General features: G+C 62.0%; 11 protein-coding genes, 1 tRNA gene and 1 riboswitch. Of the genes, 7 read left to right on the forward strand and 5 right to left on the reverse strand.

Annotation, left to right across the window (positions count from 1 at the left end):
• Positions 1-83: 83 nt before the first annotated feature.
• Positions 84-1,274, reverse strand: coding sequence for a uroporphyrinogen-III C-methyltransferase (cobA, locus tag JQS30_RS12075; protein ID WP_213173078.1), 1,191 nt, complete (start codon positions 1,272-1,274; stop codon positions 84-86).
• Positions 1,275-1,783: 509 nt separating this feature from the next.
• Here cobA and JQS30_RS12080 point away from each other — a divergent pair.
• Positions 1,784-3,934, forward strand: a complete 2,151-nt coding sequence (locus JQS30_RS12080) for a transglycosylase domain-containing protein (protein WP_213170504.1) — start codon at positions 1,784-1,786, stop codon at positions 3,932-3,934.
• A gap of 109 nt (positions 3,935-4,043) precedes the next feature.
• On the opposite strand, the gene JQS30_RS12085 is transcribed toward JQS30_RS12080, so the two are convergent.
• Entirely contained in the window at positions 4,044-4,817 is a 774-nt protein-coding gene (locus JQS30_RS12085) for an SURF1 family cytochrome oxidase biogenesis protein (RefSeq protein ID WP_213170505.1), read from the reverse strand.
• A gap of 35 nt (positions 4,818-4,852) precedes the next feature.
• On the opposite strand from JQS30_RS12085, the gene JQS30_RS12090 reads away from it, so the two are divergent.
• The 3 genes from JQS30_RS12090 to JQS30_RS12100 all read left to right on the forward strand — a co-directional run bounded on the left by JQS30_RS12090 (position 4,853) and on the right by JQS30_RS12100 (position 9,685).
• Positions 4,853-6,214: a dipeptidase gene (locus JQS30_RS12090; RefSeq protein WP_246497907.1), complete on the forward strand. Its 1,362-nt coding sequence runs from the start codon at positions 4,853-4,855 to the stop codon at positions 6,212-6,214.
• A 653-nt stretch (positions 6,215-6,867) separates the two neighbouring features.
• Complete coding sequence (locus tag JQS30_RS12095; RefSeq protein ID WP_213170507.1) at positions 6,868-9,174, forward strand: efflux RND transporter permease subunit; 2,307 nt, start codon at positions 6,868-6,870, stop codon at positions 9,172-9,174.
• 187 nt (positions 9,175-9,361) lie between these two features.
• Positions 9,362-9,685, forward strand: coding sequence for a hypothetical protein (locus JQS30_RS12100; RefSeq protein ID WP_213170508.1), 324 nt, complete (start codon positions 9,362-9,364; stop codon positions 9,683-9,685).
• 276 nt (positions 9,686-9,961) lie between these two features.
• Here the strand turns inward: JQS30_RS12100 and JQS30_RS12105 are convergent.
• A tRNA-Arg gene (locus JQS30_RS12105) sits at positions 9,962-10,035 on the reverse strand.
• A gap of 430 nt (positions 10,036-10,465) precedes the next feature.
• Here JQS30_RS12105 and JQS30_RS12110 point away from each other — a divergent pair.
• The gene (locus JQS30_RS12110; protein WP_213170509.1) at positions 10,466-11,464 is read left to right on the forward strand and encodes a M48 family metallopeptidase; all 999 of its coding nucleotides are present in this window, start codon (positions 10,466-10,468) and stop codon (positions 11,462-11,464) included.
• A gap of 79 nt (positions 11,465-11,543) precedes the next feature.
• On the opposite strand, the gene JQS30_RS12115 is transcribed toward JQS30_RS12110, so the two are convergent.
• Positions 11,544-11,939 carry an MscL family protein gene (locus JQS30_RS12115; RefSeq protein ID WP_213170510.1) on the reverse strand — a complete coding sequence of 132 codons (396 nt, stop codon included), beginning with the start codon at positions 11,937-11,939 and terminating at the stop codon, positions 11,544-11,546.
• A 314-nt stretch (positions 11,940-12,253) separates the two neighbouring features.
• Positions 12,254-12,599, forward strand: a riboswitch (cyclic di-AMP (ydaO/yuaA leader).
• A 306-nt stretch (positions 12,600-12,905) separates the two neighbouring features.
• On the opposite strand from JQS30_RS12115, the gene JQS30_RS12120 reads away from it, so the two are divergent.
• Positions 12,906-13,919 (forward strand): C40 family peptidase, encoded by a 1,014-nt coding sequence (locus JQS30_RS12120; RefSeq protein ID WP_213170511.1) that lies wholly within the window; start codon positions 12,906-12,908, stop codon positions 13,917-13,919.
• 377 nt (positions 13,920-14,296) lie between these two features.
• A complete protein-coding gene (locus JQS30_RS12125) occupies positions 14,297-15,109 on the forward strand; it encodes a TetR/AcrR family transcriptional regulator (protein ID WP_213170512.1) in 813 nt (270 codons plus the stop codon).
• A gap of 253 nt (positions 15,110-15,362) precedes the next feature.
• Here the strand turns inward: JQS30_RS12125 and JQS30_RS12130 are convergent, their stop codons facing one another.
• Positions 15,363-16,316 (reverse strand): sigma-70 family RNA polymerase sigma factor, encoded by a 954-nt coding sequence (locus tag JQS30_RS12130; RefSeq protein ID WP_213170513.1) that lies wholly within the window; start codon positions 16,314-16,316, stop codon positions 15,363-15,365.
• Between the last annotated feature and the right edge of the window lie 112 nt (positions 16,317-16,428).

The raw sequence follows: 16,428 nt of genomic DNA on the forward strand, positions 1-16,428 counted from the left end.
CGAGATCCCGGCTCGACAGCAAGTCGTGGAGACCAAAGCGCTCAGGTGGGGAAGCTGCGGCGCGGGTAGGCCCGGCTACCGGCTCAACTTTGCACGCTGCGAGATCGCGCCGCGACCTCGCCAATGACAATGACGGCTGGAGAACGGACCTCACATTCGGCCAGGCCGCCAAGGGTAGTGTCCCGCACCAGCTGATGGACGGTCGTGGCGTTTTCAACGATACGAACCGGCGTCTGGGCGTCTTTGCCGCCAGCCAGCAACGCCGCCGCGATCTCGGCGCGATTCTTGACGGCCATAAGCAGGATCAATGTGCCGTTGGAGGCTGCCAGCGCCTCCCAGTTGACCCGGCTAGTCGGATCGAGCGGGGGAACATGGCCCGACACCACCGTGAAGTCGTGGACCACTCCCCGCTCCGTCACGGGGATGCCAGCCGCAGCGGGACCGGCGATGGAGCTGGAAATGCCGGGAACGACATGAACGGGAATCCCCGCGTCGACACACGCGTCGATCTCTTCGGCTCCCCGCCCGAAAACGAATCCGTCGCCGCCTTTGAGCCGGACGACAAACTTCCCGGCGCTGGCCCGCTGAACTAGAAGCGTGTTGATCGCCTCTTGGGTGGTGTGTCTCCCATAGGGCAGTTTGGCCGCGTCGATCAGTTCGACGTCGTCGTCAAGTACGTCGAGCAGTTCGAGCGGTACCAGCCGGTCGGAAATGACGACCTCGGCGCGCTGGAGGAGGCGTAGTCCGCGCAATGTGATCAGGTCCGCGTCGCCGGGTCCGGCCCCTACGAGGGCGACGCCGACCGGAGCTTGCTTCGCGCGGCGTCGCCTCGCGCCCAGGTCGCCGTCTTGCAGCTGATGGCTGAGCTGCTGGCGCACGTCCTTGGCTCGCAGCGGGTCGCCCGAGGCAAGCACGGCTATCTGGAGGCCGTCCCAGGAAGTGGTCGCGGCGGCCCAAGCGGTCGAGTCCTCCGCGTCATCGGCGCGGCTGCAGAAGGTCCGCTGCTTTTCGCATTCGCGGGCGATCTGTTCGTTGGCGTCGTGGTCATCGGTAGCGGCCAAGACCAACCACGCACCGTCGACATCAGTGGGGCGGAAGGTCCTTTCGCTCCAGGAGAGGTCGCCTCGGCGAGCCAGATCGGACAAAGTGGTGGTCAGGCGGGGAGAGATGATGTGGACTTGGGCTCCGGTGCTGAGCAGACGTGGGACGCGGCGGGCGGCGACCGAGCCACCTCCAACGACGAGTACCCGACGTCCCGATAGCCGCAGCCCCATTGGGAAGGTCAACTCCGTGCGGCTGGCCCCACCTGAGTTGTTCTCACCGGGGCGGCCGTCCTGGGGTGGGCGTTGTTGTTGTGCCACGGGCGTGGCCTCCTCGTTGCCGTGCTTAACTGTGTGCTCTTCCAGCGGTGGGCTACTGGGCTGCGAGTGCCGCGCTTTCTCCTCGCGGGCCATCTCGGACCTCGGCCGGGCTCTTGCGACACACGGACTGCCCTCGGTCAGCCTAGGCCGACCATATAGCGGAATCAGTTGATGCGCTGTGTGATCCCCGCAGGGGGCTCTGCCTTCGCGCCCTCGGTTGGGAGCCTGGCACCTATCGACAGCGTCGGCGTGTCGCATCTGCGATAGCCCGAGGCGATTTTTCCATGTTTACAGGCTCTCGTGCGCATACGGCGTGCTTGCATTTGCGTACAGGTGAGCGAAAGATCCCGAAAGGGTAACTTTCTCGCATCTACCGTGATCGTAATCACCAGAATGTCGCATTTGTCATTTACCGTAGAAGGATGCAGCTTCAATCCCAACTCTTCGAACCTCCCAGCGAACAACAGCGGCCCGCTGAAGGCGTCTATCGACTGCTGCGCGCTGGCATTCTCGTGGGATTGTCCGTTGCCATTTTGGTTTTTCCCGTGGTGGTCATGGGCGGTTTGAGCGCCAAGGCCGGAGCGAGCGCTATTGACCAGTTGTCGGTGGAGTTGGCCGAGACCAACCCTCCACTGACCAGCTACGTATACGCGGCCGACGGCGAGACCCTGATCTCGCTGTTCTACGACGAGTTTCGCCGTCATGTCGATCTCGACGAGATCGCGCCTGTGATGCAGCAAGCTCTCATCGCCGCGGAGGACGCTCGTTTCTACGAGCACAATGGCGTGGACTACCGAGGAATTTTGCGGGCGGCCGTAGCCAACCAAGCAGGCGGCGAAGTCGAACAAGGGGCCTCGACTTTGACGATGCAATACGTGCGGGGGGCTCTACAACACAATTCCGAATCCATTGAGGATGTCATCGCGGCGACCGAACAGACCGCCGACCGCAAGCTACGCGAAGCCAGGCTATCGATGGCGCTGGAAGATCAGCTCACCAAAGATGAGATCCTGGAGCGTTACCTCAACCAGGCGTACTTTGGGCACAACGCCTACGGAATCTTCGCCGCCGCCTACATCTATTTCTCCAAGCATCCCAGCGAGCTAGAACTCGACGAGGCGGCGCTTTTGGCCGGGCTAGTACAGGCCCCCTCCGACTACGACCCTGTCTCCTCAGACCAAATCGCGGCCGAGCAACGCCGCAATTGGGTACTCGACCGGATGGTGGAGACTGAGTTCATTTCCGCCGCTGACGCCTCCGAAGTGCACTCAACTGGCATCGAACTCAACGTGAGCAACCCGCCCAACTCCTGCATCGGCATCACCGGTGAGATCAGCGAGCATGGCTTCTTCTGCGACTATTTGCGGCTGTGGTGGCGCACGCAGGAGGCATTCGGTGACACCCCGCAGGAGCGGGAGACCAACTTGCGGCAAGGTGGCTACACCGTCATCGCCACCCTCGACCCCGACATGCACCAGATCGCCGCCGACCACATCAATGATCAGGTATCCCCCAACTCCAAGCACGCCTTGGGGGGAGTGCTCATGGAGCCGGGGACCGGGCGCATCAAATCTTTGGCACTCAATCGGAACTACAGCCTCGACCAGTCCAACAACGGCGCCCACTCCAACCCAAGCAGTTCCCAGATCGGTAACTATCCCAACACCGTGAACGCCCTGCTGGGAGGCGGAAACGCCTCCGGGTACCAAGGCGGGTCGACGTTCAAGGTCTTTGTGATGTTGGCGGCCCTGGACAATGGCTACACACTTGACCACGCCATCAACTCACCTCACCGCGTCACGACTGGCTATATCACCGCCGGGGGACGCGCCTCCTGTGGCGGACGATGGTGCCCGCAGAACGCCAACGAGTCGATGGCGGGCAACCGTGACATGTGGTCGGGTTACGGGATGTCGGTCAACACCTATTTCGCGCAACTCATCCAGCAAGTCGGGGCCGACGAAGCCGTGCTCATGGCTGAACGTATGGGGCTGGAATGGCGCACCGAAACCGACCGGCTCTACGCCTCGCCCGAACGACGCAGAGGCTGGGGACCGTTCACCTTGGGCGTATCGGACGTACAGCCCATCGAAATGACCAACGTGTTCAACACGCTAGCCGGGGAAGGTCAGTATTGTGAGCCGCTACCGGTGTTGCGGGTGATCGACCCCAACGGCCAGGAACTTGATGTCGCCTCTCCACGATGCAAGCAAGAACTCGATGTCGACGTGGCCCGCGCTGCGGTGGACGCGGGGCTATGTACGACCGAAACTCACCCAGACGATTCGGTGTGCGGTGAATGGGGTACCGCCGGTGACGTTGGCCGCACCGTCGAACGCCAGGTCTCTGGCAAGACTGGCACCACCGACTCATTCCAAGCCGCGTGGTTCTTCGGATCGACTCCACAATTGACCGTGGGAACGTTCATGGCCGACCCTGACTACATGTTCAACACGGTCGGTCGCAACCGCACGATGATTCCCCGCGAAACCGCCGCAATGATCTTTCGGGACGTTTTGGAGGGCGAGCCGAAACTCGAATTCACCAGACCGTCGTCCAGTATCCGGGGATGACGGCCCCGAAAACACACTCAGATACGGCCCAGCGTCGATCGGCGGGGTTAGAGCTGCGGCTCTGGCCCCGCCCACGAGGAGGACCGAAGGTTCGCAGGGACCAGGCCGGTCAGTCTTCCGCCAGTTCCTCGGCGACGCTGCGCTTGCCGGTGGTGACTCCCCCACGTCCCTGGGCTTCACGGCGAGCAAGAACGACAAACCCGATCGGGATCATGCCTGCGAACAGCCACCACTGCACCGCGTAGCTGTAATTTTGCCAAGCTCGATAGCTGGGCGGATTTTGCACCTGGAAGGGTGCCGATGCCTCCAGGTCCCCCACGTAACCGGCCCGAAGCTGGTACGGAAACTCCGCGGCGAGCTGGTCAACGTTGATGACCCTTGAGTGCCAGCGCCCGTCCTCTCGACTGACCTGGCCACCACGCGGTTCGGGCTCGTAGACTCGCCCGATCACGGTTGTTTCACCAGTGGGAGCGGGAGGAATGTCGGGCACTGCGCCCCCCTGTGCCGCGGCGATCCATCCTCGATTGATGAGGACGGCGCTGCCGTCGTCAAGTAGCAGCGGGGTGAGGATCTCGTAGCCATTGCTGCCATCTTGCGGGCGGGCCCGAATCACGATCTCATTGTCGGTATCGAATTCGCCGGTGACTTCGACGACAAGCCAGCGGTCGTCATCGTCGAGCGCCACCTCGGCGGGCAACACGTGTTCAAAGGCAGCGGGGTCGGCCCCGGCCCCGGCCTGAATGCGGTCGTTCGCCGCCGATCGCTCGGTGGCACGCCCTTGCTGCCAGGTGGCTAGCAGGGCACACACCAACACCGCCACTAGCGCGAAGGCCGCTAGGCCCAGCCAGCGCGGTGAGGTGAGGAACCGGTACCCCTGACGCACAGGTGTGAGTCTAGAGGTTCCCTAAGATGGGGGTCATGTCTGATCTTTCACTTGCGGTCCAGGCCGCTATGCCCGGGGTTCGCGCTGACTTGGAGCGGCTAGTCCGCATTCCCTCGGTGGCGTTCCCCGGTTTCGACCACTCCCACGTTTCGGCGTCAGCGCAGGCCGTTGAGCAGCTTCTTCGCGAGGCCGGGATGGAAACTGAGATCGTGACGGCGGCGACTCCCGAGGGAGAGCAGGGGCAGCCGGCTGTCATTGGTCGTTTGCGTGCGCCCGAGGGCGCGCCGACTGTGCTGCTGTATGCCCACCATGACGTGCAGCCTCCGGGCGATGCCGAGGCGTGGGTACAGGACGATCCGTTTGAGCCCGAGGAACGCAACGGGCGTCTGTATGGTCGTGGCGCGGCCGACGATAAAGCCGGGGTCATGGCTCACTTGGCGGCGCTGCGCGCGTTCGATGGCAAGCCGCCGGTAGGGGTGACAATCTTCCTCGAAGGTGAGGAGGAGTTCGGTTCAGGCTCGCTGTTGAACCTGATTCAAGATCACCGTGACAAGCTTGAGGCCGACGTGGTGGTCATCGCTGACTCAGTGAATTGGAAGGTTGGCATTCCCGCGTTGACGACCTCGCTGCGTGGCCTGGTCAACGTGTTCGTGGATGTGCAGACGCTGAATCAGCCCGTGCATTCAGGTTTGTTCGGTGGTCCGGTTCCCGATTCGTTGACCGCGCTATGTCACGTGTTGGCCGCCCTGCACGATGAGAACGGCGATGTGGCCGTCGAGGGTCTGGTCGCGCGAGACGCCAGTGAGCTGGACACCGATGAGGAGAGTCTGCGCGCTGAGTCGGGGATGCTGCCGGGGACGGAGTTCATTGGCACCGGGCGCTTGACATCGCGGCAATGGACCAAGCCCTCGGCCACAGTGCTGGGGATTAGTGGCCCGGAGCCCGAGACCGCGGCGAACGCCTTGCAGGGAGCTTCGCGGGCGAAGGTGTCGTTCCGTATCGCCCCCGGAGACAATGCCGAAAGCGCGTTCGCGGCGATCAAGGCACACATCGAGGCTTCGGCCCCCTGGGGGGCCACGGTGTCAGTGACCCCGGAAAAAGGCGCGGCCGATCCGTGCGCCATCGACGCGACGGGTCCCTATTTCGAGGCCGCGCGGGAGGCGTTCACGACTGGTTGGGATGGGCAAGAGCCCGTCGATGTCGGCATCGGTGGTTCGATTCCGATGATCGCGATGTTCCAAGAAATGTTTCCGCAGGCGGCGATCCTGGTGACGGGCGTGGAGGACCCGGATTCACGCGCCCACGGCCCCAACGAGAGCGTGCACTTGGGCGAGTTTGAGCGCACATGTGTGGCTGAAGCGCATCTGCTGGCGAATCTGGCAAAACTGCGCAAGTAGTATTCGCGCAGCTGGGGCCCGAAACGACAGTGTTCGTTTCGGGCCCCATTCTTGTGTGCGCAGCAGGCCGCTAGGGCCCGAGGAGGGTCTTGACGTGTTCGTCCTTGTTCCGGGCCTGCTCCTCGAGCCCCTTCTCGACCACCTCTTCGAGGCTGACGCGCAATTCCTATCCCGATCCCAATACCTGTTTCACACTCCTGGCCTCCGCGCGGCGCACCTGCTACCGTCGCGCCGCGCGTAACCACAGCCTGGACCAATACCCGCGCGAAACCGACCCCCTACGACGGCACGCCCGCGACCTGCTACGCGCTGACGGACTCATCAGAACAGGCGGAGGACTCCGTCGACCTGTTCGTCTTGGCCGTCATTGGTTGGCTCAACTCCGAATCCCCCTGCGTCGAATCGATCGCCCGCCAGCACCACTGTGATCTCTCGGCACTACATACCGGCGCGGAATGCGGCTTCGGGATTAAAGCACCGCAGTCACAGACGGGGCCTATCATCGACAGCGAAGCACAACATGTGCCAAATGGCGTCGCGTCGCTGCGGGAGTGGCGCGACGCCACCTCTACTCATCGTTGCAGTCATCTTCCGATGTTTCGGATACTGTTTTCACGCAACTACCCAACATCTGACCGAATGGTGAGTCCTCCATGCGCCAGCCTTCCGACGCGCCCTTCCTCGCCTCACTGGTCCTGCGCTGGCCCGCTCTCGTCATCGTCGCGATCCTCCTGCTCACTGGCGGATTTGGATATTTCTCCACCCAGGGCACCACGGTCGACGCCAATACGTTTGACAACGAAACCACCGAAGTCCTCGACCTGCTTGACGCCGAATTTGGCGATCAGCAGGCGGTCTTGCAACTGATTGTCACCGCTGAGGACGGTATCCGCGGCGGCGCGGCCCTGGAGGCCGCCATCGACATCAAGCAGGCCGTTCTCACCGGCGCTCAGTCAGGTTCGCTTGCCGACCCACAGGGAAACCAACCAATCATCGCCTACAGCGACGGCGTCGAAATGGCGGCCGACAACGCCGGAATCGAGCCCGATTCACTCACCGACGACGAGCTCGCCGCCCTGTACGACACTGCCGCCGAGCAGGCACCCGCCGAAATACAGCGCCTGCTCGATTCCCTCATCGCCGACCAACAGCAACCCGAGTCGGGCCTGATCCTCGTGTTTCAAGACACCACCGGGCTCGACAGTGACCAGGTCACCGCGGCCCAACGGGACATGGGTGACTTGGTCGCCGCCCTCGACCTACCCGCAGGCGTCACCGTCGAGCCCTTCAGCCTGGAATTGTTGATCAACGACCAGGACATCGGGGCCGAAGTTGGGCAACTCTTCGGCACAGCCTTGCTGGGCATCATGATCGTGCTCGCCATTGTCTACTGGGTGCGCCCCCAAGCTGGTGCCCGCTGGCTCGTCACGCGCCGTACCCTCGCCGACGTAGCCATCACCCTCGGGGTCATCGTCATGTCGGTGATTTGGATGCGCGGCATCGGCACCCTGTTGGGGCCCGGGTACGCCGACCTCATCGGACCCTTCTCTCCACAGACCGATGTCGTTCCCATCCTCCTGGTCGGACTTGGGGTCGACTTCGGCGTCCATATGTTGGCCCGTTACCGGGACGAGCTAGGAGCTGGCCACAGCCCCAACACCGCATACCGCACTTCGGCGGCAACCATCGGCGTCACGCTGGCTGTGGCCACGGTCGCGACCGCGATTGGTTTCCTCACCAACTTGACCAGCCCGGTCGAATTCATCCAAACTCTTGGCGCTTTGGCCGCTATCGGCGTCACCTCAGCCTTTCTCATCACCCTGACCTTCCTGGCCGCGATACGCATCTTGCTGGATCGCCGAGCCGAACGCGGGAACAAGCTTCCCGCCGCTTCCTTGGCTGGTCAGTCACAGCAACGACTCCCCCGCGCCGCCCAGCGCGCCGTCTGGTTCGCGCAACGCGCCCCACTGCGTGTCCTGGCGGCGGCGCTGCTGCTGACCGCCGCTGGAGCATACGGATTCACGCAGCTAGACGCCCGTTTCGACCGCACCGACTTCGTTCCGCAAAACGCGCCGCAGCTTGCCACGTTGCAACAGCTCGAAGAACAGTTCGGCGGCGGCCTCGAGGAGTCAACCCAAGTGTTGTTGCGGGGAGACCTCTCGACTCCTGAGGCTCAATCGGCGCTGGAGGAATCCCTCAGCCGGGCAGAACAGATCGACGCGGTCGATGCAGTGCGGGGAGAGCCCGAGATCAACGATGAGGGCTCAATCGGGCGGGTCGACCTACTGACCAACGCGCGGCTGTCCGGGGCTCTGGATCTGTCCGATGACCTCATTGCCGCTTTCGCGCCGCTGCGCGACATCGGAGTGGAGACCGTTCCCGCCTCCATCGAAAAAGCCCAAGCCGAACTCACCGAACAAATCAGCGGCACCCAGGCACGTTCCCTGACGATCGCGCTCGCGGCGGCGACGCTGTTGCTCATCGGTTTTTACTGGCGCACCGAACGACGCCCGCTTCTGGGCATCGTGGCGTTGATGCCAGCGGCGATTGTCCTGTCATGGACATTCGGCACGATGGCTCTCACCGGAATCCCGCTCAACCCCGTCACGGCCACGTTGACAGCGCTTTCCATCGGGATCGCTGTGCCCTTTACCGTCTATATCGTCTCCCGGTTCCTCGAAGAGAGGCGCCATCATGAGGCCATCGAGGCCCTGCGCCGCACGCTGCGACGCACTGGCGGCCCATTGGCGGGCTCAACGGTGACTACAGCGATCGGGTTCGGAATCCTGATCACTTCCAGCTTGCTGCCGTTCAAGCAGCTGGGATACATCATCGTCTACGTGCTTATCTTCTCGATGATCGTGTCGCTCTTCGTCTTGCCCAGCCTGCTGGTGCTGTGGGACCGCTGGAACAATCACGCACCGTCAAGGCATGTGAGCGCACCCAAACCGAAGGAATGACGCCTCACCACCCCAGGCAGGCGGATTAATTCCGTGGTCGCGTTCCAGCGTGCAATTAGTCGCCGCAGCTCCTCCCCCGATGGGCTGCCGCCAACTAGCCCGCCATCGGGCACGTGAGTAAAGAGGCGTCTCAACCCAAGTACGCCAATGCGGTCACCAATCCGCTACGGGCAGGCATAATCGCTAGATGACCGACATATACGCGCTTTTGCACTACTACCCGCACACCGACGACGAAATAGCCTACCGAGGCCGCCTACACACCAGTACAGACCATAACCACGACCCACCAATCAAGGTCGGAGTCATTCAAGGAAATGAACATGTCACCGAGCACCTGGCATCGTTGATTGACCAGGGGGCACCGGCGAAGCTAGATATCTCCTGGGAAGGTTCCACTCGGCAATTCGGTCCTGGAGAATTCACCGTCCATTCGGCTAGCCCGGGCGACGAACAAGTGCGGATCACGTTGGACGGCAATCTGAGCTTCACAGACCTACCACCGGATTGAGGGCAAACGATCCTCACCGACCCTGGGAAAATCTGACCGCTTCTGAACTGGTGGCGGCCTGACTCAAACGGTTGCTCTCAGTGACCAACTAAAAAGGGTATCGATGGCCCAGCGTCTGCGCATACTGGCTTTGGGGGACCACGTTAAGAACGAAGCTTTCACCGGTCGTGACACAAGCGGTGACACGAAACCGGGCTCAGCGCGCAAGCGATTCCGCAAGCGACCGAAGCGGCAACGACACCGCAGGTCAAAGAGCCGCAGAAGAGGGAGAGAAAGCGCGCCAGGCAGGATTCGAACCCGCGACCAAGAGCTTAGAAGGCTCCTGCTCTATCCAGCTGAGCTACTGGCGCCCGGGTGCACGTAAACACCACCGGAAAGCCTACCGTGGCCGCGCACTTCTTCGACAAGACCCCATTCACAGTGTTGCCTAGATGATCTTGCGTTTCGGAAAATCTGGTGCGAGGTCGCGGGAGTTGAGCAACTGGAAGCCCCGTGGGGTGCACCGCTGACCTGGAGTGAGGCTGCGGCAAGGGGCTAAGGACAGAATTCGGGGCACCGCAAGGAACAGGTGATCAAGTGATCCTTTGCGGTGCCCCGGAATTGCTGACCCAGATCAATAAGTAGTCGCTCACTTGCCTGAAGTCAAGGTAATCGCCGCGTGTTGTTGCCAGGTTGTTATCCGTTGCGCCGCAAGTGTCGTCAATCTGACTTAACGCCAATAGCGCTGTAGCGACCATGTGGCACACTGGGGTCATCCGACCGTGAAGGAGCCCCACTGGAATGGCCGACAACCAACCAACCTCACGCCAGCCGGTGACACTGCGGGGAATCTCCTCGCGCGCCTGGGAGCATCCGGCCGATCGCGGCGCTCTCGTGGCGCTACGGGAGCTGCGCGGCTTTGACGCGGTCTTCAAGAAGCTCTCCGGTCTCTTCAACGAGCGCGCCATCCGTCTGACCTACCTGGGCTCGGCGGTGCGTGTTGACCGCCACCAGTACACACGGGTACACGAGGCATATATGAACGTCGCCGCCGTGCTGGACGTGGAGAAACCCCCAGAACTCTTCATCACCCGCAACCCCGATCTTGGCGGCATGTGCATTGGAATTGACCGCCCCATCATCGTTATCAACTCCGGCAGCCTCGATGTGCTGGACGAACCCGAGCTGCGGTTCCTGCTAGCCCACGAACTGGGCCATGCGGTCTCCGGCCATGCCCTCTATCGCACGATGCTGGAGTGGCTGCTGCGGCTAACCTCAGGCATCTCCTGGATGCCGCTGGGAGCCATCGGCCTGCGCGTCATCATTGCCGCATTGTGCGAATGGAGTCGCAAGAGCGAGCTGTCAGCAGACCGCGCAGGGACGCTAGCCACCCAGGACCCCGCGGCCGCACTGCGAGTCATGGCGAAGCTGGCCGGTGGGGGCGACTTGTCGGACGTAGACCAAACCGCGTTCCTCCAACAGGCCAAAGAGTTCGAAAGCGGCGGCGATTTGCGGGAGAGCTTCCTCAAATTGATGCTGTTGGAACAGCGAACGCACGACTTCGCCGTGGCCAGAGCCGCAGAGCTGCAGCACTGGATACACGATGGCGACTACCAGGAGTACCTCTCGGGTTCCTACCCGAAGCGAGAAGACGACCGAGACGCATCCATTAGCGCTGAGGCCAAAGCCGCGGCGAAGTCCTACAAAGAAGCGTTCGAATCCACAGGCGATCCATTGGCAAGCCTCGTTCGTAAGGTCCGCGACAGCTTCACCAGCGACTCCGGCCAAGAGGGAAAGTAGTTTCGGCCCCGGTTGCCCGGGGACCGATAATCATAGGACCGCGCCAGCCCCCTCGAAGAGGACGACCGATAACGCAGGGTCAGCCATTGCTTCCATCTGCGGGATTCTGGCCAGCGCGCAGGGAATCGCGAATTTCGCGCAGTAGCAAAATCTGCTCGTCTACTTGTGCGGCTTTGGGCTTGGAGAACCGTGCCGCGAGCTTGTTGGCGGGGACCACGATCACGAAGTACACCGCGGCCGCCGTCATGGCGAACACCAGCAGCCCGTTGATGAATACCGCATAAGGGAAAACGACTCCGTTGATGGCGAATTCGCCGCCGACTTCGTCCCCACCGGTGACCAGAACGATCAGCGGCTCCAGGAACGCTGTTCCAAAGGTGGCGACCAGCGCCGTCAAGGCACTGCCCATGACGACCGCCACCGCGAGTTCAATAACGTTGCCGCGCAGCAGGAACTCTTTGAAACCCTTCAGCATGACTGTTCTCTCCTTGAATTGTCGAACTATGCGAACGGCTGGGACCAGATTGGGCCTGGCCCCACAGCCAGGTCCGGGCGAGTCTTGCGCGGATCGGCCCGGAGTAGGCCCCGCATGGGGCAGTTACCACCTTCGCCCGGTTTGCCCCCTCTGACGGTAGCCTCCGCGAATGCGACCACTTGAGGCCCTCCGCCCCAGTCAAAGTCGGAACTTTGTGTGGAAGTTCTCTCAGGGGGCTTGGCTTTTAAGTAAAACCGCAGTACGTTTCGTTGATACTCCCGGTCGAGACGCCAAGGACGCGAAACCGTGTCCGCTCGATTGGGCCGCCGAATCACAACTGTGAACCGGGGACCCACTTCACATGATGCGATCCACGATCAGTAATCGTCGCGTCACGGGGCGAATCCCGCACACACAGAGTCGCGGTTTAACAGAGCTGAGGAATCCAAAAGCTCTGTAGACAATGGAAGTCGCGCCGCAGCCGGTGACACCGCTGCCAGCCAGGCCGACGACCATGCGGTGGCCAGTGGGCCAACCCGGAACGGCACCCCCGCCGATCTGGGTGACCACCACCCTCCACCGCCCGACTCTTACAGCAGGTAGGGCGATCTTCCCGCCCGAGCCCGACAGCTAACTCGGTAGGCGGCACAGAGCTTTACTCAACCTAGCCACCGCACGGCCATGGCCGGTGATGTGTTCGAACAGTGAACCCCAAAGGGGACACACTCACCGCACTTTGGTGGGTGCAGATGTGCATATTCGTGGGCGTCTGTCCCTCTGTGCGCTGGCGAAAGCTTGGGTAGGGCTCGTCGGAAGAAAGGTCCACTCGGCTTGTCTACACCAAGCTATTTCCATAGAAGTGCCTCTACGGGCCGTCACAGACGGGCAAAAGAGGCCCATAAAACCACCCATCCGTGGGCGCTGACGAAACGATCGTTGGCGCTGGCTGGAGTCACCGTCCTTTCCATGGGCATCGCTGTGTTGGGGCCGGCCAGCCCCGCCGCGGCCGATGGACAGAAGGTCGGTAACGCAGTTACCGCCTACGGCCTCACCGCCGCCACTACCCCAGAGGTGACCGATGTCGACCTCGACGAGGCCACTATCGATGAACTCGATGAGCATCTCGAAGAGCTTGACGAGGCGATGGAAACCGCCGAAGCGCAACTGGGCGAATTGACCGAGGCGCATTCGCAAAAGCAGGCAGCCATTGACGCGGCCAACGGCGTCATTGCCGATAGCTCGGAGCGTTTTAGCTCCGTTTCGGAGGCTGTGGGCAGCGGCGAGACTTTGGCTAGCAGGTTGGGGGCGCTCGCTCATTCGACGAAGGGCGCCTCGGATGCTCTTGCCGAGGCAACTGACACGGTCAATCGCAAGCAGCCGATCGTCACGGCTTTGGTCGGTGAGGTGGAGAGGGCGCAGAGCATCCTCTCCGACCTCGACGAACACATCGACTCAGTTGAGTCTGTGATCGCCCAGCTGGAGGAGGAAGCGGCACGGGCCCAAGCTGAAGCGGAGGCGGAAGCGGCCGCTGAAGTTTCCCGGGCAGAGGAATCGGCGGCAAGCAGTTCTGACTCCTCGTCGGATTCGTCCAGTTCGGGTTCGAGTTCGAGCTCCAATGAGGCCACCTACAACGCCAGCGCGGCCCAAAACGCCGTGGACTTCGCCTATAACCAGATTGGAAAGCCGTATGTCTTCGGCGCTGCGGGGCCAGGTTCTTACGATTGTTCTGGTCTGACACAGGCTGCCTTCGCGGTCTCTGGTGTCAGCCTGGCGCATAACGCCGCTACCCAGATAAACCAGACTCAATCTATTGCTCGCAGCGATCTGCGGCAGGGTGACCTGGTGTTTTATCAAAACGGCGGCCATGTGGCGATCTATATCGGCAGCGGTGAGGTCATTCACTCTCCCAAACCCGGTGACGTTGTCAAGGTTGCGCCTGTGGACATGATGACCCCGACTAGCTACGGACGCGTCGGCTAGCTGCGGGGCCGCACCTCAGGCCTAAAATTTAGGCGCCATGTGGCGCTGTGGATATACGAAATCGAGTCAACAGACACCAAGTGCCCCGGACAATGCGCCCGGGGCACTTGGTGTGCGCGGGCTGGCGCGGTTGCCAGGGGCCTGGAGGTAGGTGAGCGTTGGGATGCCTGGGGAAGTACATTGAGAGGTCTTCGACGGCCTGGGGCGGCAAGCCCTGGGCGGTTGGCGGTGCGGCCGGGTCTTGGGGTCACGCTTCCCTACGAGCGCATCTTTTCGCCACTAAGGGGCTATTGCCTCTGGGTGGCAATGATGGTGCGGTTACCTGTTGATATAGTCACCGGAACCTCTTATCCCCCGTATATTTTAGGGCAAACAGCATGATGTCTTTTGCTTCGCAACCCCCAGGGTTTACCCAGTCCTCACAGGAGGATGCTGACCTTGCTGAAGCCAGCTCCGATCCTGATTCCGACGTCCCTCCTCATGGCGCTATGGCCCGGGGAGAGCTGTCCTTGCGTGAGATTAAGAAACGCCGCACCCGTGCCGAATTGGCAGACGCCGCGCTAGATCTGTTCTCCCGGCAAGGATTCACCGAGACCACGCTTGACCAGCTGGTCGGGGCCGTGGGCGTCTCTAAACGCACGTTTTTTCGCAATTTTGATTCCAAAGAGTCAGTGGCCATCGCCACCGAACTTGACCTGTGGAAGGTTCTGCGCTCTCGGGTTGCCTATGGCATCCAAAACTCTCCGCAGGGCACGCCGCTGCTGGCGATGCTGCGGGACTCGTTTCTCGACACTCTCCGAGTCATGCCCGACGGCTGGGAGGAACGCTTCTTCACGACCCGGCGCTTTATCGCCCATCACCCGGCCGTGCAGGCTGCGGCGCTGCGTGAGTCCGACCAAGTCCAGCGCGATATTGCCAAGCTCGGCCCCTATATGGGATATGACGAGGACGACATGGAGTTGCTGCTGGTCATCGAGATAGCTTTGAGCGCTTGGCGCACGGGCGCGAAATCGTGGGTGTCCTCCCGCAAAATCGGTCGCCATCGCCGCGAGCCGGGCAACCTCATCGACAACGTTCAAACCGCTTTCGAGAAGGTCAACTCGTGCGCCGACCTGCCTTTGGGTGGAGCGGTGCGCTTAGGCACCGTGTCGCCCAATGATGCGAATAAACGCGAACGCCGCGCTCCTTAACCAGCGCGGCGTTGTCGTATTGGCCTTCCACCGTTGCCAATGAGGCCTCTGCGGTGAAACTCATCCGTGGACACGGCATTGTGTCCCAGATGCTGCGGTAATGAAGTTGTGGCTGTGTGTTCGCACAGCCTTAGCGAGCGGCCCATCGCCAACCGGGACCGATGTGGTCAAGGCGGAGCGGACTGCGATGTTGAGGGCTATCGGGCGGGGCGTGCCCCTCCCAGCGTGGCCCAGAGCGGCCCCGAGGTGAGTTTCAAGCGGCCTCCGCCATGGCTTGCTCGCCGGCCAGTTCCTTCAGGCGCGACAACGCCTGGATTTCCAGCTGACGAATCCGCTCCCGCGACAGCGAGAACCGCTGCGCGACCTCGGTCAGGGAGTGCTCGCGGCCATCTTCGAGGCCGTAGCGTGCCCGCACGATACCGGCGGATCGCTCGTCCAAGTGCCCCAGCATGACGTCAATGCGCTCTCGTTCCAGGCCTGCGATCACAAGCTCCTCTGGCGAGGGATCGTCTGAATCGGCCACGAGGTCACCCAGCTTGGTGTCTCCGTCGTCCCCAATCGGAGTATCCAAGGACACGGTGTCTTGGGACCAGCGAATCAATTCGTTAACGCGCTCCACGGTGACGCCCAAAGCCTCGGCGACCTGGTCGGGTTCCGGCTCGGCCCCCAACTCACGAGTGAGCTGGCGGGTCACGTTGCGCATACGGTTGACGTCTTCGACCAGATGCACCGGCAGGCGCACTGTGCGCTCCTGCTGCGCGATCGCACGGCTGATCGCCTGACGAATCCACCAGGTGGCATACGTCGAGAATTTGAATCCGCGTTGGTAGTCGAACTTCTCCACGGCTCGTACGAGGCCGGTGTTGCCCTCCTGGATCAGGTCCAGCATGGGCATACCCGAGCGCACGTAGCGGCGGGCAATCGAGACGACCAATCGCAGGTTCGCCTTGATGAATTGTTCTTTGGCGCGAGCGCCTTCTTCGATAATGCGGTCGATGTCTTTGGCGCTGACGACGTCGGGCAATGCCCCGTCGCTCAACAGATGCTGGGCGAAAAGTCCGGCTTCGACGGCCTTGGCCAAGTCGACTTCGGCTGCCGCGTCCAGCAACGGTGTCTTCGAGATCTCGTGCAGGTATACCCCGACCAAGTCTCGTTCTTCAGCGACCTCTTCGGTGGTGAGTGTAGGTGCAGTAGGTGCAGTGTCCACGCTCAAGGTCTCCTCCAGCTTCTCGTCCCCCCACGCCGCGTAAGCGGTGCGTTTATTACAACGCCTGCCTCGCCGCGTAGAATTCCGTGACCCGGTGTCATTTGGACCACTT

The organism is Natronoglycomyces albus (assembly GCF_016925535.1).
In the GTDB taxonomy this organism is placed as follows: Bacteria; Actinomycetota; Actinomycetes; order Mycobacteriales; family Micromonosporaceae; genus Natronoglycomyces; species Natronoglycomyces albus.

Coding starts and splice junctions, on each gene's coding strand:
- cobA (WP_213173078.1), bottom strand. CDS start 1,274: ATGGGGCTGCGGCTATCGGGACGTCGGGTACTCGTCGTTGGAGGTGGC.
- JQS30_RS12080 (WP_213170504.1), top strand. CDS start 1,784: ATGCAGCTTCAATCCCAACTCTTCGAACCTCCCAGCGAACAACAGCGG.
- JQS30_RS12090 (WP_246497907.1), top strand. CDS start 4,853: ATGTCTGATCTTTCACTTGCGGTCCAGGCCGCTATGCCCGGGGTTCGC.
- JQS30_RS12095 (WP_213170507.1), top strand. CDS start 6,868: ATGCGCCAGCCTTCCGACGCGCCCTTCCTCGCCTCACTGGTCCTGCGC.
- JQS30_RS12100 (WP_213170508.1), top strand. CDS start 9,362: ATGACCGACATATACGCGCTTTTGCACTACTACCCGCACACCGACGAC.
- JQS30_RS12110 (WP_213170509.1), top strand. CDS start 10,466: ATGGCCGACAACCAACCAACCTCACGCCAGCCGGTGACACTGCGGGGA.
- JQS30_RS12115 (WP_213170510.1), bottom strand. CDS start 11,939: ATGCTGAAGGGTTTCAAAGAGTTCCTGCTGCGCGGCAACGTTATTGAA.
- JQS30_RS12120 (WP_213170511.1), top strand. CDS start 12,906: ATGGGCATCGCTGTGTTGGGGCCGGCCAGCCCCGCCGCGGCCGATGGA.
- JQS30_RS12125 (WP_213170512.1), top strand. CDS start 14,297: ATGATGTCTTTTGCTTCGCAACCCCCAGGGTTTACCCAGTCCTCACAG.